The sequence below is a fragment of the Pseudomonas sp. lyk4-R2A-8 genome (assembly GCF_030209095.1).
GTDB classification, from domain to species: domain Bacteria; phylum Pseudomonadota; class Gammaproteobacteria; order Pseudomonadales; family Pseudomonadaceae; genus Aquipseudomonas; species Aquipseudomonas quebecensis.
In genome coordinates, this window is the sequence record NZ_JARVSS010000009.1 from 135,067 (window position 1) to 152,347 (window position 17,281).

Sequence of the window (17,281 nt, forward strand, 5' to 3'; positions counted from 1 at the left end):
TCCAAGCGCCACCCGGCACTCAATTTACGAGGGGCGGCAGTCTAAGGCCGACTTGAGGGCGCAGCAACTGAAAAGACAGGCATTTTTACCGATATAACCCCCAAAGACACCAGGACGGGCTTGGCGAATGGTTATCGGAGTGCGTTTATAGCAGGAAAGTTCGTAGAGCAGCTATAAGCCGCAAGCTGCAAGCGACAAGCTGTAGAGCCAATCGGACTTGCAGCTTGCAGCTTGCAGCTTGTGCCTTGTGCCTTGTGCCTTGTGCCTTACAGCTCAGCGTTTAAGCTTGCGCTTATTGCGATATTGATCGATCACCACAGCCACCACGATGATCAGGCCCTTGATGATGTCCTGGATATACGCATCCACCCCCACAAACGTAAACCCGCTGGCCATCACGCCCAGGATCAGTGCGCCAATCACCGTGCCGGTAATGCGCCCTACCCCGCCCGCCAGGCTGGTGCCGCCGATCACGGCGGCGGCAATCGCATCCAGCTCGTAAGACATGCCCATGCCGGCCTGGCCTGTCGCCGCGCGCGCCGACGCCACCACACCCGCCAGGCCCGCCAGCAGACCGGCGATGCTGTAGACAATGATCAGGTGGCGCTTGACGTTGATCCCCGACGTACGCGCCGCCTGCATATTGCCGCCGATGGCGTAGGTGTACTTGCCGTATTTGGTGTAGCGCAGGGCGATGTGGAAGATGACCGCCACCACCAGAAAGATGATCACCGGCATCGCGCCGTGGCCGATCGCGGTGTAGGAATCGGACAGCATGCTCACCGGCTGCCCTTCGGTGTAATAACGCGCCAGGCCACGTGCCGAAACCATCATGCCCAGTGTGGCGATAAACGGCGGAATACCGGTGACGGCGATGATACTGCCGTTGATCGCCCCCGCCAGCAGCCCTACTCCCAGGCCCATGGCTACCGGGATCCACACCGGCAGGTCGGTCAGGCTGGGAAACACCGCCCGCGAGAAGTCCGAGGTCTGCGCCAGGCTGGCGGCAATCATCGCCGACAATGCCAGCACCGAGCCCGAGGACAAGTCGATCCCCGTGGTAATAATCACCTGGGTCACGCCGATGGCCAGCAGACCGATGATCGACACCTGCAGGATCATCAACACCAGGCGCTGGGAGTTCATCAGGAAGCTCTGGTCACGCACGATCCAGCCGAACACCTCAAACACCAGGCCGATGCCGATCAGCACCAGGAAGATGCTCAGCTCGGTGGGTATTCGCCGCCGGTGCTTGACCGGGGCCATGGCAGGCTTGTTGTCTGTTATTGCGTTCATAACCCTTCACCTTCTTATTCTTGGGCGCGGGCCAGACACCGGCCCGTGCAGCTGTTTGTCAGTGGACCGCGGTCATACCGGAGGCCAGCTGCATGACTTTTTCCTGGGTCGCCTCACTGCGGTCGAGGGTGCCCATGAGTTCGCCTTCGTGCATCACCATCACCCGGTCGCTCATGCCCAGCACTTCGGGCAATTCCGAAGAAATCATGATCACCGCCATGCCTTCGCTGGCAAGGAAAGCAATCAACCGGTAGATCTCGGCCTTGGCACCGACGTCGATGCCCCGTGTCGGCTCGTCGAGGATCAGCAGGCGTGGGTTGGTCATCAGCCAGCGCGCCAGCAACGCCTTCTGCTGGTTGCCGCCGGACAACGTATCGATGCACTGCTCCAGCGACGGCGTTTTCACCCGCAGCTTCCTGCACATGTCTTCGCACAGCGCACGCAGGGCTTTTTGCTGGATAAAACCGTTACCCGAATAGTGCGGCAGCACGGCCATCTCCATGTTTTCCAATACCGACAGACAGGGGAACAGCCCACTGAGCTTGCGATCCTCGGTCAGCAGCGCGAAGCCTTTGTCGATGGCCATGTGCGGGTCGCTGATGCGCACCGGCTCGCCATCGAGGGTGATCCGGCCGCCGTCCGCCGGGGTAATGCCGAACAGGGTTTCGGCCACATTGGTACGGCCCGAGCCCATCAGCCCGGCGATCCCGAGGATCTCGCCGGCGTGCAGGTCGAACGACACCCCCTTGAACACCCCGTCCAGGCGCAGGTCGCGCACCGACATCAGCCGCTCGCCGATCGGGGTTTCGCGCACCGGGAACAGTTGGCTCAGTTCGCGGCCCACCATCATCGAAATCAGGCTGTCGCTGTCCATGCTGTCGGCGCGCTGCAGGCCGATGTAGCGGCCGTCGCGAAATACCGCCACCTCGTCGGCGATGGCGAACACTTCGTTCATTTTATGCGTGATGTAGACGATGCCTTTGCCTTGTGACTTGAGGTCGGCAATGATCGAAAACAGGTGGGCCACTTCCTTCTCGGTAATGGCCGATGTCGGTTCATCCATGATCAGGATGTCGGAGTCATAGGACACCGCCTTGGCAATCTCGACCATCTGTCGCTCGGCGATGCTCAGGTTGCCTACCTGCTCCTCAGGGTCCAGGTTGATACGCAGGCGCGCCAGCAACTCGGCGGTGCAGCGGTGCATTTCACGGTGATTGACCATATGCAGGCCGTTGAGCTGCTCGCGGCCGATCCAGATGTTCTCGGCGATGGTCATGTGCGGCATCAGGTTGAGTTCCTGATGGATCATCGCGATCCCGGCTTTCTGGGCGGCCAGGGGCGTGTCGAACACGATCGGCTTGCCGCGCAGGCGAATTTCGCCGCTGTCGGGCTGGTAGATTCCGGCGATGATTTTCATCAGCGTCGATTTGCCCGCTCCGTTCTCGCCCATCAGCGCCAACACGGAGCCAGGGCGCACGCGCAGCTGCACATCATCCAGGGCCACGACACCGGGGAAGCCTTTGCTGATGTTGACGATTTCCAGCAGGTAGGGCTCCTCCAGCGTAAGCGGCTGGATACCCGGGTGCTGCGGGACGGTGGCTTGAGCGAGCATAGGCAGGTACTCCATCGGCGGAGCGGGCATAACCGCCCCGCCGGCTTATTATTGTGGTGTGAGGGCTACTTGAAGTCTTTGACGTTATCCGGGGTGATCAGCTTGAACGGGATGACAATGTTCTGCTCGATCGTCTCGTTCCTGGCCAGCTTGCGCGCCGCTTCCACTGAACCGACAGCCTGGCCCTTGGCGTCCTGGAACACCGACACGGCCATTTCGCCCTTGGTAATCGCATTCAAACCGTCCGGCGTGCCGTCGACGCCCGCGATCAATACACTGCCCTTTTCCTTGCCGGCCGACTTGAGCGCCATGGCTGCGCCGATTGCCATCTCATCGTTATTGGCCAGTACCGCCTGGAAATCGCGACCTTGGGTCAGCCAGTTGTTCACCAGATCCATGCCGGTCTGGCGCAGCCACGTCCCCGTCTGCTCCTGCTCGATTTCGATGCCTGGGTATTTAGCCAGAATCTCTTTCACGCCCTTTGTGCGGTTTTGAGTGGAGTTGTTCGCCAGGTCGCCCAACAGAATGACGATCTTGCCCTTGCCGCCCAGTTTGTCGGCGATGTACTGCATTTGCAGCTTGCCGGCTTCTTCATCGTCGGAAGTCACGGCCGCGACGCCTTTGGGCAAGTCTTTCTGGTCGGGGCGACGGTTGACGTAGACCAAGGGAATTCCGGCCTCAATGGCGGCCTTGCTGATTCGCGCCGTGGAGGCGGTATCCACCGGGTTCACGATGATCGCATCAACTTTCTGGCCGATAAAATTCTCGACCTGGCTCAGTTGCTTGACCACATCGGCACGGGCGTCTTCGAACTGCAGTTGTACGCCATCTCCCTTGGGGTAGGACTTGGCTTGTTGGTCCATGTACTTGCGCACATTGGTCAGGTAGTTGTCATCGAATGAGGACATGCTCACGCCAATCTTCAGATCGGCGGCCATGGCAACACTACTCAGCAACAAGGACAACGCCAGCGCGGTAAAACGGATCGGGGTCTTCATGAACGGTCTGTCTCCACCTTCTTGTTGGTTTTGTTTGGACGTTCTCAGAGCGTGGCGGGCAATCGCACGATCGGCGCGCCGGGGATGCAGCACACCAGCGCGTCGTTGTTTTCGACGCACAGCACATTAAGGAAGGAGAAGTAGAACGGCCGGGCGCGTGGCGCAGAGAGGGAGCGTAAAACTCGCAGTACAGCGTTGAAGATTTTCATCTGACGGTACCTGGTTGTTTTTGATCTTGTTTTTGTTGAGCCGTGCGGATCGAGCCCGCGACGTACTTTTTGCAACCTGGAAAAGACTTTATTGGAAAATAATTTCCATATCAACCTGTTTTAGAATTTTATTCTATTTTTGTTGAAACCACTTGCTGGCGCTCGGCGCTCAGGCGTGCAGCGTCCAATATGCGGGTGGTTTCCAGCGCGTCATAAACGTCCACGGGCAGCGGCCTGTGCCCTTGTACCGCCGCTTGAAACTGGCGATAGAACTGAGTCCAACAGCCTTTTTCCGATGGCACGCGCTCACGTTCCGGCCCTTGCTCGAACCAGCCCCAGCGCCGGTGTTCCTCGGCGCCCCAATGCTCGCCTTCGGTTTTCGGCGTTTTGCCGGCCATCAGCGCTTCTTCCTGACCGTCCAGCCCCTCGACGGTGTAGCAACCCAACGTGCCGCTCACCCGAAACCGCGGCGCCGGGCTGTTCTGCAGGGCGTTGCCCCACAGATGGGAAATCACGCCGTTGGCGTGAGTCAGGGAAACGAAGAAGCCATGATCGACCGTAGGATGCTCGGCGCTGTAATGCAGTTGCGCAAATACCCGGTCCACCGCGCCGAACAGTTGCAGGGCCTGGTCCACCAGGTGGCTGCCGAGGTCACGCAGCCAGCCGCCTCCACTGGCATTGCCCAGTGCCTGCGGGCTGTAGCGTTCCACACGGGATTCAAACCGGGTGATGCGGCCCAGGGCGCCGGCGTCGATCAGTTTGCGCAGGGTCAGATAGTCCGAGTCCCAGCGTCGGTTCTGGTAGACGCTGAGCAACGTGCCCTGGCGTTCAGCCGCCGTAATCAACGCCTGGGCCTGTTCGGCGTTGGCCGCAAAGGGTTTGTCGCTGACCACCGCCACCCCGTGTTCGATGGCTTCCAGCACCAGTGCCGGGCGACCTTTCAGCGTGGTGGAAATCACCAGCGCATCGACACCGGCTTCGACGATCTGGCCGATGCTGTCAAAGGCCTTCACCCCTGGAAGATCCATGCTCAATTGCTGGCGGCGTTCGGCCGAACGGGTCACCACGCCGACAAACGTGGCACCCGGCAGGGTGGCAATCAGCGGCGCATGAAAGAAGCGCCCTCCATGGCCATAGCCGACTAGTCCGATTCGCATATCGACACTCCTTACTTGAAGTGAAAACCCAATCCATTTTTTTCAGCGTGCCTCCAGAAGTTCAGCCGTAGAAGCGTGGGCGTTCCGGCAGGCTGACCTTGACGATCTGCCCACTGCCCTGCGCCTCGATGCACGCATCCGCCGCCACCGCGGCGGCAAAGCCATCCCACGCCGACGGCCCGCCCACCTTGCCGGCGCGCACGCTATCGATGAACGCTTGCAACTCCACGTCATAGGCGCCGATAAAGCGATCCTTCCAATCCATCAGGATCGCATTCGACAGCTTGGCCTCACTGCGCAGCTGCACCTGGGACGGCTCCGGCAATTTGGCGATACCGGTCTCCCCCACCACTTCGCACTGGATGTCGTAGCCGTACTGGCAGTTCACGAACACTTCCACGTCGATACGCGTGCCCTTGGCGGTTTCCAGCAGCACGATCTGCGGGTCACGCAGGTGAGCCAGGGCCTTGCTGGTCTTGCGTGGAAACACCACCTGCACCGACACGTAGTCGTCGTCGAGCAACCAGCGCAGTACATCCAGCTCGTGGATCAAGGTGTCGGTGATCGCCATGTCGGTCTTGTAGTTTTCACCCACCCTGGGATTGCGGTGTGCACAGTGCAGCATCAGGGGTTCGCCGATCCGGCCGCTGTCGATCACGGCTTTAAGGGCGCGATAGCCCTCATCGTACGGGCGCATAAAGCCCACCTGCACCAGGCGCTTGCCATGGGCCACTTCGGCTTCGACGATCTTGCGGCAGCCTTCGGCGGTCACCGCCAGCGGCTTTTCGCAGAACACCGGTTTGCCGGCGGCAATCGCCGCGAGCACGAATTCTTCGTGACTCGGCCCCCAGGAGGTCACCAGGATCGCTTCAACCTCGGCCGAGTTGATCAGCGCATGGCCGTCGGGGTACACCTCGGCGGCCAACTGCAAGTCGGCAACTACCTTGGCGGCCTGGTCCAGATTGATGTCGGTCACCGCCACCACCTGGCTATTGAGCAAGGTCTGGCTGCAACGACGGATATGGTCGCGGCCGATGGCGCCGGTCCCGATAACACCTAGCTTCAAAGACATACACACACTCCTCTTGTTATTAGTACTGCCGGGCCTTGGCCAGGTGCTCGTTGAGTTTCTTCGCTGCCGCGTTCGTGCGTTCGCTGGTGGACACCTGCGCCACTCCCACCCGCCACCAGGACAGGTAGCCGTGAACCATGGTCTTGGGCAGTACCTTGATATCGATCAGGGTCGAGACGGCTTGCGTGCGCGCATCGGCCAGGGCCGCTTCAAGCTGCTCCACAGTGCTGACCTTGTAGGTCTTGCAGCCATAGGCCGCCGCGCTCATGGCGAAATCCACCGGTACCAGGCTGCCGTCAAGCTTGCCGCTCTCGGGGTTGCGGTAGCGGAACTCGGTGCCGAAGCTGTCCATGCCGTTGCCGATCTGCAGGTTGTTGATGCAACCGAAGGCCATGTTGTCCAGCAACACCACGTTGATCTTGCGCCGCTCCTGAATCGAGGTGGCCAGCTCGGAATGCAGCATCATGTAGGAGCCATCGCCGACCAATGCGTAGACCTCCTTGCTCGGCTCGGCGAGCTTCACCCCGAGGGCGGCGTTGATCTCATAGCCCATGCATGAGTAGCCGTATTCAACGTGGTAGGTATTCACGCCCTTGCTGCGCCAGGCGCGCTGCAGATCGCCAGGCAGGCTGCCGGCGGCGGCGACGATGATCGCGTCGTCGGCCAGGCTTGCATTGAGCACGCCGAGCACACGGCTCTGGGTCAGGCACGAGCCGGTCAGCTCGATAAATTCGCGCAGTACGGCGCGGTCCAGACGGTCATCGACCTCGGGCACAAAGCCATCGCCGTGGTACTCCACCTGATGCACGCGCTCGACTTCGGCGTCCAGTTGCGCCTTGGCGGCGGCAATCTGTTCGCCCCAACCTGCGCGGTAGTCACCGAGGGCATCGGCCAGCGCCTCGAGGGCGACCTTGGCGTCGGCCACGACTTGCACGCCGTCGAGTTTCAACGCATCGCAGGGGCTGATATTCAGGTTCAGAAATTGCACCTCGGCATGCTTGAACAGCGATTTGGACGAGGTGGTGAAATCAGTGTAGCGGGTGCCGATACCGATGATCAGGTCCGCTTCAGGCGCCAGCAGGTTGGCCGCCAGGCAACCGGTTTCGCCGATGCCACCGACGTTAAGCCGGTGCCCGGACACGATTGCGCTCTTGCCCGCCTGGGTCTCGGCGAAAGGAATGTCGAAGCGCTCGGCAAAGGCTTGCAGCGCGGCATTCGCGCCGGCGTACTTGACCCCGCCGCCGCAGATGATCAGCGGTTTGCGCTTGCCCCGCATAACCTCCAACGCATCGCCGATCATCGCGGCGGTGGCCGGACGGCGGTCGATACGGTGCACGCGCTTTTGCAGGAAGTAGTCCGGATAGTCCCAGGCCTCGGCCTGCACATCCTGGGGCAGCGCCAGGGTCACCGCGCCGGTTTCGGCGGGGTCGGTGAGCACGCGCATGGCATGAATTGCCGCCGTCATCAATTGCTCGGGGCGGTTGATGCGATCCCAGTACTTGCTCACGGAGCGGAACGCATCGTTGGTGCTGATGCTCAGGTCGTGGAACTGCTCGATCTGTTGCAGCACCGGGTCGGGCTGGCGGCTGGCGTACACATCGCCCGGCAACAGCAGCAACGGAATACGGTTGGCCGTGGCAGTCGCCGCAGCGGTGAGCATGTTCGCCGCGCCGGGCCCGACCGATGCGGTGCACGCGTAGATTTTGCGACGCAGGTGCTGCTTGGCAAAACCGATGGCGGCATGAGCCATGCCCTGCTCGTTACGGCCCTGATGCACCACCAAATCACCGCTGTCCTGCTCCAGCGCCTGCCCCAGGCCGAGCACATTGCCGTGGCCGAAAATCGTGAACACGCCGGCGACGAACTTGCTCTGCACGCCGTCGACTTCGATGTACTGGTTGTCCAAAAACTTCACCAGGGCCTGGGCCATGGTTAATCTTGTTGTGGTCATGTTCGCACCTTGTAGGAATGCAAATCCGTCGGTATCCAATGTGGCACGCGCTCGCTCGCGCCAACCCGTCTAAAGATCCAGCAGCCAGCTGTGCTGCGGGTCGTTATGGAAATGCCAGGCGCGCTTGGGGCCCGCCATTACGTTCAGGTAATACGACTCGTAGCCATAGGGCACGCTGACCGGGTGATACCCCTTGGGCACCACCACCAGGTCGCTGTGTTCCACGGCCATGGCCTGGTCGATGCTGCGATCGTCGGTGTACACCCGCTGGAACACAAAGCCTTGGGGCGGGTTGATCTGGTGGTAGTAGGTTTCTTCCAGGAAGCTCTGGTGCGGCAGGTCGTCGGTGTCGTGCTTGTGCGGCGGGTAGCTCGACGAATGCCCCGACGGCGTGCGCACTTCCACCACCAGCAGCGAATGGGCCGGTGCGCTGTCGGGCAGGATGTCGCACACATAGCGGGTGTTGGCGCCTTTACCGCGCACGCTGCGCTTGCAGTCTTCGGGACGGATCAGGCGCGGTTCATAGCCTGGCGCGCCGGGTGCGGCGCACACGGCGATCTGCACATCGCTCAACGCGGTGACCTGGGCGTCGGTGCCCGGTGGAAGGTACGCGGCGAACGGCGATTTTTCCTCAAACACCGACTGGCGATCACCGAGGTTCTGCCAGTTGAAGCCTTCGCCTTCGATAGTGACTCGGCCACTGAGCAGCACCAGGCACAGCTCTTTATCAGCGGCACTGACCGGCAGGGTTTCGCCCAGGCTCAGGCGGTAGGCCGAGAAGCCTACGTACTCCAACCGCCCTGCTTCCAGGGCAACCATGGTGTGTCCGCGTTTGCTGCTTTTGACCAACAAGCTCATCACTCAAGTCCTCTCGTCGAGCAGCGCACGCAAGGTGTCGTAGCCCTTTTTCGCATAGATATAGCTTGGCGCCACGGCTGGGTCCTGCTCGGCCTCAACCACCAGCCAGCCCTCATATTTCGCGGCCATCAATGCATCCAGCAACTCGGCAAAATCGATATCGCCGTCACCGGGCACGGTGAACGTGCCGTTGACGATGCAGTCGGGGAAGCTCCACATCTGGTTGCGCGCCAGCTGCACCACCGGCTTGCGCACATCTTTGAAATGCACATGGCAAATCCGCGCGATGTGTTTGCGCAGCACTTCGATAGGTTCGCCACCGCCCATATAGCAGTGGCCGGAGTCGAACAGCAGACCGACCTCCGGGCCGGTGCGCTGCATCAGTTGATCGATGTCTTCAGGGGATTCGACATAAGCGCCCATATGGTGGTGGTACGCCAGGCGCACGCCCTGGGACAGGGTGAAGCGCGCCAGCTCGGTAAGTTTGTCGGCGTACTCCTGCCAGGCCTGCTCGCTGTGGAATCGCGGGCGTTCGATCAGACGAATGCGCGAGCCCTGGATCGAATCGGCCACCTCGCCGTACACCAGCACCTTGGCGCCGTTTTGTTTGAGCAACTCGACATGGCCGGCGATGGCCTCGATTTCCTCGGCCACCGAGCGCCGGGCCAGGCGGCTGGAATACCAGCCCGACACCAGCGCCAGGTCATAGGGCCGAAGCACATCGCCGACGCCTTTGGCGTCCTTGGGGAACTTGCCGCTGAGTTCGAAGCCTTCGTAGCCGATGTCCTTGCCTTCGCTCAGCGCGGTGCTCAGCGGCGTTTCACCGCCCAGGGCCGGCAGATCGTCGTTGCTCCAGGAGATCGGGTTGATGCCAATTCGGATTGCGGGCATGGCTGCACCTTTATTATTTTCGGGTATCACTGAGTTCTGCTTTTTGTGGGAGGGAGCTGGCCCCTCCCACATTGGAATTGCAGCGCACATTCAAAGCTGTGGTCAGGTTCGCGCGCTGCGCCAGGCGTTGATCAGTTGTTCGAAGGTCGCCTGCACTTGCTGAATCAGGGTCTCATCATCGATCTCCCCCGCCATCCACAACCGGCTCGGTTCCTGGAAGATCGTGCGGCCCACTGCAAATCCTCGGCACGTCGTGCTCTGACTGGCCTGCTGGAACCCGCTGGCCAAACATTCCGCCGAGGCATTCAAGCCCAGCAGCACCACGCCACGGCAGTACGGGTCGCGCGCCTGGATCAGCTCGTCGAGTTTCTTCCAGTCTTCGGCCGACTGTGCCTCGATCTTCCACCACGCCGGGTAGATGCCCAGGTTGTACAGGCGCTTAAGGCTACGGTAGAGCACATCCGGGTAGGTCGATGGGTGTTCCTTGGGCGGGATGACTTCCAGCAGCAGCTCGTGGCCGCTGACCAGGGACGCGTCGTACACCGCCTTGAGTTGGGCTTCCTGCTCCAGGCGCAGCATGGGTTCATCGTCGGGATGGTATTGCACCAGGCACTTGATGATCTGCTCCTGGGGCCAGGCGATCAGGTTGCTGCCGATGGACCGTCCATGCTCGAAGGTCAGCGGCCGCGAGTTCTGCACTTCCACCGGGCGCGCGATCCACCAGCCGCGCCCGCTGGCCGCATTGAGTGCGTCCTGGCCGAAGCGCTGGTCGGCGAGCAGGCCCACATCGGCCTCCACGCCCTGCTCGGCGAGCTTGCGCTCCACGCGCTCGACGGCCTGGATAAACAACTGCTTGATGTCGCTGATACGCGCCGGGGCCTGGCCGCCGCGCTGGGCCAGGTCCACCAACTGCCAGCGGTGATCGAAGGCGAAGATAAACAATTGCTTCCATGCCTTACGCGGCACGGTCACGCGGTGCAGGCGTTGCAGGGTCTCGTCCTGATCGGGCCGGGTGATCGGCACCGGGCTGCTGAACAGGTAATCCAACTCGGCAGGCGTGGGCATGGCCGGCGCACAGGCATGGCGCGACACCACCAGACCGCCGCAGGCATTGGCCAACTGGCTGCAACGCTCGTCGCTGGCGTCATTCAGCCAACCGCTGAGAAAGCCCGACATAAAAGCATCGCCGGCCCCCAGTACGTTGAGCACTTCTACCCGTACGCCGGGGTAGATCGCACCGTCTTCCAAGCGTGCCGGGATCGCGCCGTGGATCACCGTGCACCCTTGCGGGCCGAGCTTGACCACCAGCGTCGCCGGCGTCAGCCCGCGCACCGTGCGCAGGGCCGTGAGCAAATCCGCACTGCCGCCGGCGATCAAAAACTCTTCTTCGGTGCCGACGATCAGGTCGAAGCGCGGCAGGATGCTTTGCACGTGCTGGCTCACCTTCTGGTCGGCGACAAACCGGGTTTCGCCATCGGCCTTGCCCGCCAGCCCCCACAGCACCGGCCGATAGTCGATGTCGAGTACGCGCTGGACGTTATGTTTGGCCGCGTAGTCCAAGGCCTGGATGCTGGCCTTGTACACGCCGTCGGTGGAGAAATGCGTGCCGGTGATCAACAGCGCCTTGCTGGAAGCGATAAACGCTTCGCTGATGTCTTCGGCGCGCAGGGCCATGTCGGCACAGTTCTCGCGGTAGAACACCAACGGGAAGGTTTCGCGGTCCTTGAGGCCGAGCAGCACCAGCGCGGTGAGGCGTTCCGGGTCGACCTTGATCGCACTGACGTCACAGCCCTCACGGGCCAGGGACTCCACCAGAAAACGCCCCATATGGTCGTCGCCCACGCGGCTGAGCATTGCCGACTTGAGCCCCAGCCGCGCGGTGCCGAAAGCGATATTGGCGGAGGAACCGCCGAGGTACTTGGCGAAGCTGGACACGTCCTCAAGCCGAGCACCGACTTGCTGTGCATAGAGGTCGACGCCCAGGCGCCCGAGGCAAATCAGATCCAATTGACGCCCACTGGCAAAACGAGTCTGGCCCATGCTGGCTCCTATTATTTTTATCAGCCTGCGTTGTGCCGCCGTGGCGACGGCAAACGCTCTTGGTGGAGCAGACTAGAACGTTCGGCGGCACCAATCAATATTTATTCCATAATTATTTTTAGTGGAATATTTTTTCCAATAAGCCGGCATAATGGCACGCCAGCCGCCGTGCATCGTTTCAGCCAGCCCCGCCGGCCGTGATGCCGGGGTATTTTTTTGCGCCTACCCTGTAGACTGGCGCCACCCATCAGCGCACCAGACGAACACGCCAGAAGGATTGCCCATGTCCCGCACCGATCCCGAGACCACCCTGGAAGACACGATCGCCAGCCCTCCGATCAATGCCGAACGCCTGCTGCAGCTGATTACCGACGAATACGAAAGCCTGCCGCGCCAACTCAAACGCATCGCCAGCTACATGAGCCAGCAGAGCGACCGCATCATGGTCGACCGCATCAGCGACATCGCCCGCGAATGCGAAGTGCACCCCTCGGCCATCGTGCGTTTCTCCCAGCGTTTCGGGTTCAGCGGGTTCAGTGAGATGCAGGCGCTGTTCCGCGAGGCGTACACCCACAAGACCACCCCGGTGCAGAACTACCAGCAGCGCATCCGCAGCATGATCGCGAACAAATCGCAGAAGGCCAGTGGCGGCGACCTGGCACGTGAGTGCGTCAACGCCACCCTCTCCGGCATCGAGCGCCTGGGGCTGGAGCTCGATGACGCCATGTTCGAAAAAGCCGTGGACCTGGTGGTCAATGCCGACAACATCTACGTGGTCGGCGTGCGCCGCTCCTTTGCCGTGGCCGACTACTTGGTCTACAACCTGCAGCACACCAACAAGCGCATCCACCTGATCTCCGGCCTGGGCGGCAGCTACCGCGAGCAGATGCGCAGCGTGCGCGCCAATGACCTGGTGATCGCCATCAGCTTTACGCCCTACGGCAAAGAGACCCAGCACTGCCTGCGCATCGCCCAGCACCATCAGGCCAAGACCCTGATCATCACCGACAGCAACCTGTCGCCCCTGGCCAAGCGGGCCAACGCGGTGCTGCTGGTGAACGAGGGGTCTTCGTTTGCGTTCCGCTCATTGAGCGCCACGCTGTGCCTGTGCCAGGCATTGTTTATTGCGGTGGCGTATCGCCTGGAATTGAAAGTGGATGAGATTCACGAGCAGGTCGGGTTCGAGGATTGACCCCACGACCTGTCACTGCTCACTGAAACAACGCCGCCAGTGCCCGGCCGTGGTAACGGATCTGCGCCAAGGTCAGCGCGGTGTAGCCAATGATCACCGCTGGCGGCAACCTCGCCTCATGGCAGAACGCGCCCAGCGGCTGCAACGTCAGCCCGGCAGATGCCGCCCGGGCACAGAAGTCCGCTTCTTTAACCCCTGCCGGCAGCCACAGCACAAAATGCAGCCCGGCCTGCTGGCCACTCACGACGGCATGCCCGCCGAGGCATTCGAGCAGCGCATCGCGACGGGCCAGATACGCCTGGCGTGAAGCGCGTAAATGACGCACAAACGCCCCGCTGCCAAGTAACTCCACCAAGCCCAATTGATCACTGGCGCCGACCGAATGCCCGGTGAGGTGCAGGGTGCGCAGCAACGCCCGGCGCAGCGTCTTGGGCACCACCATAAAGCCCACTCGCAGACCGGGAAACAGGTTCTTGTTGAAGCTGCCGCAGTAGATCACCCGGTCATCGGCGTCCAGGGCTTTCAGGGCGGCCAGCGGCGCGCTCTGGTAGTTATATTCGCTGTCGTAGTCATCCTCCACCACCCATGCCTGCGCGCGTGCGGCCCAGTCCAGCAAAGCCAGGCGGCGCGATACCGACAGGGTCATGCCCAGCGGTGCCTGGTGCGCCGGGGTCACGTAGACCAGGCGGGCCGCATCGGGGAGCCGGGAGGTGTCGAGCCCGTCCGCGCCGACCGGCACCGCCTGCACCTGAGCGCCGCACAGTTCGAACAAGCGTCGTGCCGGTGGGTAGCCAGGGTCTTCGACACAGGCCGTGTCGCCGGGCTTGAGCAGGGTGCGCGCAATCAAATCGAGGGCATGCCGAATGCCGGTGGTAACAACCACTTCATCCGCCTCGCACTGCAGGCCGCGATATCGGCGCAGGTAGTCGGCGATCCGGGCGCGCAGTTCCGGCACGCCCGCCGGATGGGATGCTTCCAGCGCGCCCGGCCCTGCCGCGAGCAGCCCACGGGACAGGCAGCGGGCCCAGGTCTTGAGGTCGAACAGACCGGCGTCCGGGCGCCGTGCGACAAAAGGCACATGGCTTTGCACACCCGCGTACGGGCGGTCCGCCTCGACCGGGCGACGCGACGTCTGGCGTGCGTTCGGCGCCGCGATAAAGTGTTCGGGGATGACCGCGCAGACGCGCGTGCCGGAGCCCGCAATGCGTTGCACATACCCCTCTTCCTGCAAGCGCTCGTAAGCCGTTTCCAACGTGCCGCGCGACACCTGCCAACGCTCGGCCAGGCTGCGCGTGGACGGCAAACGGCTGCCTCCCGGCAATTGCCGGTTGAGAATCGCGCCGCGCAGTGCCTCGTACGCGCCCTGCTGTTTGCCCGCATCCAGCGTGTCGGGGCGCGGCAGGTCAAGGGCGGATGCAGTTTTACCTCGGCTCATAGTGGTCCATTCGTTTTCGGCATAAGTGGCTCACAGGATTAAACCACAAAGCCGCTAGAGTGCCGGCTCCACTTCTTGCCAAGAGCTTGCCCATGACTCAACGCGCCCTTTCCCTGGGATCCTGGCTGGTGCTGCTGACCGTATTGATCGGACTGCCGCGCGTCGCACTGGACATGCACCTGCCGGCACTGCCGGCCATGGCCGACTACTTCCAGGCCAGCGACAGTCAGCTGCAATTGACCCTCACGCTGTATACCCTCGGCTCGGCGATTTCGCTGCTGATCAGCGGCCCGCTGACTGACCGCTTCGGCCGTCGCCCGGTGTTACTGGCGGGACTGGCGCTGTATGGGCTGGCCACCTTGGCCTGCGCCTTGGCCGACAGCCTCGGCGTGCTGATTATCGCGCGACTGTTCCAGGCCCTGGGCGGCTGCTGCACCACGGTGATCGGGCGGGTGATCGTGCGCGATCACTTCGAGCGCGACGAACAGGCACGCCTGCTGGGATTAATCTCCATGGCGATGGCGGTATCGCCCATGGCCGCGCCGGTCTTGGGCAGCCTGTTGCTGCCATTGATTGGATGGCGGGGCCTGTTCCTGCTGTTGGGCGCGATTGGCGTGGTGTTGTATGGGGTGGTCCATCGGCGCCTGCCGGAAACCCGCCCGACGCAAGTGGCGGCGACAGCGCCGGGCAATCTGTTGCACCTGTATGGGCGGTTGCTGGGCGACCGCTACTTCCTGCGCTACGCGCTGGCCATCGGCTGCGTATACAGCACCTATTTTCCCTTTATCAGTGAGTCATCGGCGCTGCTGCAACGGGGCTTTGGCTTGTCCGCCACGGCTTATGCGCTGGTGTTCGCGGCAACCATCAGCGGCTATATGCTGGGGGCGAATCTGTTTCGTCGGCTGGTGCTGCGCTTTGAAGCGGATCGATTGATCAGCGCAGCCATCGCACTGAACGTGGTCGGCAGCCTTCTGCTCGCTGCGGGCACGGCCGCCTGGGTGCAGCAATGGCTGGCGATCGTACTGCCGATGGTGGTGATCATGGTGTCGGTGGGGATGGTGATTCCGGCGTGCCAGTTGTCGGTGTTGCAACCTTATGGCGCAATTGCCGGCACGGCCTCGGGGCTGTTCTTCTTCATCCAGATGTTCCTCACTGCGGTGAGCAGTTGGGTCACCGGTGTGTTATCGGACGGCACATCGCAGCCGTTGCTGATCATGACGGGTGTGGCCAGCACCTTGCTGGTAGCGACCTGGCTGACGCTCCACCCAAAGCAAAGTGGGAGGGCGCAAGCGCCCTCCCACGAGGTTCCGAGCAGTACTCGGGTTTAGTGCATGAAGATCGCGATCAGAATGATGACCGGGATAGGCACGCCGAGGAACCACAGCAGTAATGAGCGCATTGTTTTCTCCTTGAATTAACGGACGTAATGTTCGGTTTCGACATACACCACGGCATCCCGACGACGACCGCCGAAGGTCGCAGCGAAGCTGGCAAAGAAGGCGCCGATCAGCAGCGCGACAAACATCCACAGCGCGGTCCAGGCAGCGACTTTGGCGGCGGTGTCAGCGGCTTGCTTGGCTTTGAGCTTGGCGTCTTCGACGGCTTTACGGGCATCGCCGTAAACCTTGTCGATGCGCGCTTCGGCGTCGGCCTGGCTGAGGTTGGTGCGCTGGCTGATCAACTGGGCCAGGTAGGTACGGTCTTCAGCAGCCAGTTGACCGTCATTGCTCAGGGTGCGGGCAAAAATGCGCGCAACCACGGCATGGGCGGCGTCATCGCTGACTGCGGCTGGGCGGTCATCGCGGAACAGGCTGTCGACGTAATAACCGAAGTCATCACCCTTGACGCCCTGTGCTGCGCTGCCGGCGGCTTGCACCGCACCCGAGGCGACACTGGCGCTGGCCTGCACGCCGCCACCGACCACACTGCTGACCGAACTGACCACCAGGGTCGCGGTGATCAACGTGGCCACGGCCCAGGCGAGGAAGCCATGGGCGGTGTCGCGGAAATACACTTCATCGCCATGCATATTGGCCCACTTCACGCGCAGACGGCCGGCAATGTAACCGCCCAAGCCGGCGGCGACGATCTGGGTAAATGCCAGCCAGACAATCGTGGATATACCCAGCCCTTTGGCGCTCACACCACTGTTGGCCCACGGCGACACGGCCGAAAAGCCCAGGCCAAAGCCCAGCAGCACCAGGATCAGCGAGAGTGCGGCCGCCGCAGCGGCCCCGGCAAAAATCGCCCCCCAGGAAACCCCGGAGCGCGCGCTCGATTCTTGCAGCGTGGTTGAAGGTGTGATCATTGTTGTTTTGCTCCCGGCAGGAAAAATAGTGTTACAAGTCTCAAAAGGGACAGTGCAGGCAGCGTGCCAGTCGGCATAAAAATAAAAATCCTTTATTTTCAATATGTTAGATAAGTTGAACTTCCTAAGACCATGCAACTTGCAAGAACCTGGCAATCAGAGCGGGCGTATTGCATTCCAATATGGGAGGGGGGTGTCGGATTTGCCTCCATGAAGTTTTATTTAGGAAGCGTTCAGCCAATTGTTGGCAAAATGCACCTCT

General features: G+C 61.9%; 14 protein-coding genes. 2 read left to right on the forward strand and 12 right to left on the reverse strand.

What is annotated here, in order from left to right; genetic code table 11:
- Positions 1 to 273: 273 nt before the first annotated feature.
- From QRN10_RS10255 to QRN10_RS10300, 10 genes are all read right to left on the reverse strand, one after another.
- Positions 274 to 1,296, reverse strand: coding sequence for an ABC transporter permease (locus QRN10_RS10255; protein WP_181077147.1), 1,023 nt, complete (start codon positions 1,294 to 1,296; stop codon positions 274 to 276).
- Positions 1,297 to 1,354: 58 nt separating this feature from the next.
- On the reverse strand, positions 1,355 to 2,908 hold the full coding sequence (locus QRN10_RS10260) for a sugar ABC transporter ATP-binding protein (protein ID WP_181077146.1): 1,554 nt from the start codon (positions 2,906 to 2,908) through the stop codon (positions 1,355 to 1,357).
- 65 nt (positions 2,909 to 2,973) lie between these two features.
- Complete coding sequence (locus QRN10_RS10265) at positions 2,974 to 3,906, reverse strand: sugar ABC transporter substrate-binding protein (RefSeq protein WP_181077144.1); 933 nt, start codon at positions 3,904 to 3,906, stop codon at positions 2,974 to 2,976.
- Between the two features lie 44 nt (positions 3,907 to 3,950).
- Positions 3,951 to 4,115: a hypothetical protein gene (locus tag QRN10_RS10270; protein ID WP_285428337.1), complete on the reverse strand. Its 165-nt coding sequence runs from the start codon at positions 4,113 to 4,115 to the stop codon at positions 3,951 to 3,953.
- Positions 4,116 to 4,243: 128 nt separating this feature from the next.
- Positions 4,244 to 5,272, reverse strand: a complete 1,029-nt coding sequence (locus QRN10_RS10275; RefSeq protein WP_285428338.1) for a Gfo/Idh/MocA family protein — start codon at positions 5,270 to 5,272, stop codon at positions 4,244 to 4,246.
- A 61-nt stretch (positions 5,273 to 5,333) separates the two neighbouring features.
- Entirely contained in the window at positions 5,334 to 6,344 is a 1,011-nt protein-coding gene (gene iolG, locus QRN10_RS10280; RefSeq protein WP_253506886.1) for a bifunctional inositol 2-dehydrogenase/D-chiro-inositol 1-dehydrogenase, read from the reverse strand.
- Between the two features lie 19 nt (positions 6,345 to 6,363).
- Complete coding sequence (gene iolD / locus QRN10_RS10285) at positions 6,364 to 8,295, reverse strand: 3D-(3,5/4)-trihydroxycyclohexane-1,2-dione acylhydrolase (decyclizing) (RefSeq protein ID WP_181077137.1); 1,932 nt, start codon at positions 8,293 to 8,295, stop codon at positions 6,364 to 6,366.
- A gap of 69 nt (positions 8,296 to 8,364) precedes the next feature.
- Positions 8,365 to 9,153: a 5-deoxy-glucuronate isomerase gene (gene iolB, locus QRN10_RS10290; protein ID WP_253506883.1), complete on the reverse strand. Its 789-nt coding sequence runs from the start codon at positions 9,151 to 9,153 to the stop codon at positions 8,365 to 8,367.
- Positions 9,154 to 9,156: 3 nt separating this feature from the next.
- Entirely contained in the window at positions 9,157 to 10,044 is an 888-nt protein-coding gene (gene iolE, locus QRN10_RS10295; protein WP_285428339.1) for a myo-inosose-2 dehydratase, read from the reverse strand.
- Between the two features lie 102 nt (positions 10,045 to 10,146).
- The gene (locus tag QRN10_RS10300) at positions 10,147 to 12,084 is read right to left on the reverse strand and encodes a bifunctional 5-dehydro-2-deoxygluconokinase/5-dehydro-2-deoxyphosphogluconate aldolase (protein WP_253506880.1); all 1,938 of its coding nucleotides are present in this window, start codon (positions 12,082 to 12,084) and stop codon (positions 10,147 to 10,149) included.
- 283 nt (positions 12,085 to 12,367) lie between these two features.
- Between QRN10_RS10300 and QRN10_RS10305 the strand changes: the two genes are divergently transcribed.
- Positions 12,368 to 13,276 (forward strand): MurR/RpiR family transcriptional regulator, encoded by a 909-nt coding sequence (locus QRN10_RS10305; RefSeq protein ID WP_034096994.1) that lies wholly within the window; start codon positions 12,368 to 12,370, stop codon positions 13,274 to 13,276.
- A 19-nt stretch (positions 13,277 to 13,295) separates the two neighbouring features.
- On the opposite strand, the gene pdxR is transcribed toward QRN10_RS10305, so the two are convergent.
- A complete protein-coding gene (gene pdxR, locus QRN10_RS10310) occupies positions 13,296 to 14,711 on the reverse strand; it encodes a MocR-like pyridoxine biosynthesis transcription factor PdxR (protein WP_285428340.1) in 1,416 nt (471 codons plus the stop codon).
- Positions 14,712 to 14,803: 92 nt separating this feature from the next.
- Between pdxR and QRN10_RS10315 the strand changes: the two genes are divergently transcribed.
- Positions 14,804 to 16,039 (forward strand): multidrug effflux MFS transporter, encoded by a 1,236-nt coding sequence (locus QRN10_RS10315; RefSeq protein WP_253506874.1) that lies wholly within the window; start codon positions 14,804 to 14,806, stop codon positions 16,037 to 16,039.
- 86 nt (positions 16,040 to 16,125) lie between these two features.
- Here QRN10_RS10315 and QRN10_RS10320 read toward each other — a convergent pair whose 3' ends face one another.
- Positions 16,126 to 17,019 (reverse strand): hypothetical protein, encoded by an 894-nt coding sequence (locus QRN10_RS10320; protein ID WP_253506871.1) that lies wholly within the window; start codon positions 17,017 to 17,019, stop codon positions 16,126 to 16,128.
- Between the last annotated feature and the right edge of the window lie 262 nt (positions 17,020 to 17,281).

Bases quoted from the DNA above. Each gene is read 5' to 3' on its own strand.
- QRN10_RS10255 (WP_181077147.1), bottom strand. From the start codon at position 1,296: ATGAACGCAATAACAGACAACAAGCCTGCCATGGCCCCGGTCAAGCAC.
- QRN10_RS10260 (WP_181077146.1), bottom strand. From the start codon at position 2,908: ATGCTCGCTCAAGCCACCGTCCCGCAGCACCCGGGTATCCAGCCGCTT.
- QRN10_RS10265 (WP_181077144.1), bottom strand. From the start codon at position 3,906: ATGAAGACCCCGATCCGTTTTACCGCGCTGGCGTTGTCCTTGTTGCTG.
- QRN10_RS10270 (WP_285428337.1), bottom strand. From the start codon at position 4,115: ATGAAAATCTTCAACGCTGTACTGCGAGTTTTACGCTCCCTCTCTGCG.
- QRN10_RS10275 (WP_285428338.1), bottom strand. From the start codon at position 5,272: ATGCGAATCGGACTAGTCGGCTATGGCCATGGAGGGCGCTTCTTTCAT.
- iolG (WP_253506886.1), bottom strand. From the start codon at position 6,344: ATGTCTTTGAAGCTAGGTGTTATCGGGACCGGCGCCATCGGCCGCGAC.
- iolD (WP_181077137.1), bottom strand. From the start codon at position 8,295: ATGACCACAACAAGATTAACCATGGCCCAGGCCCTGGTGAAGTTTTTG.
- iolB (WP_253506883.1), bottom strand. From the start codon at position 9,153: ATGAGCTTGTTGGTCAAAAGCAGCAAACGCGGACACACCATGGTTGCC.
- iolE (WP_285428339.1), bottom strand. From the start codon at position 10,044: ATGCCCGCAATCCGAATTGGCATCAACCCGATCTCCTGGAGCAACGAC.
- QRN10_RS10300 (WP_253506880.1), bottom strand. From the start codon at position 12,084: ATGGGCCAGACTCGTTTTGCCAGTGGGCGTCAATTGGATCTGATTTGC.
- QRN10_RS10305 (WP_034096994.1), top strand. From the start codon at position 12,368: ATGTCCCGCACCGATCCCGAGACCACCCTGGAAGACACGATCGCCAGC.
- pdxR (WP_285428340.1), bottom strand. From the start codon at position 14,711: ATGAGCCGAGGTAAAACTGCATCCGCCCTTGACCTGCCGCGCCCCGAC.
- QRN10_RS10315 (WP_253506874.1), top strand. From the start codon at position 14,804: ATGACTCAACGCGCCCTTTCCCTGGGATCCTGGCTGGTGCTGCTGACC.
- QRN10_RS10320 (WP_253506871.1), bottom strand. From the start codon at position 17,019: ATGATCACACCTTCAACCACGCTGCAAGAATCGAGCGCGCGCTCCGGG.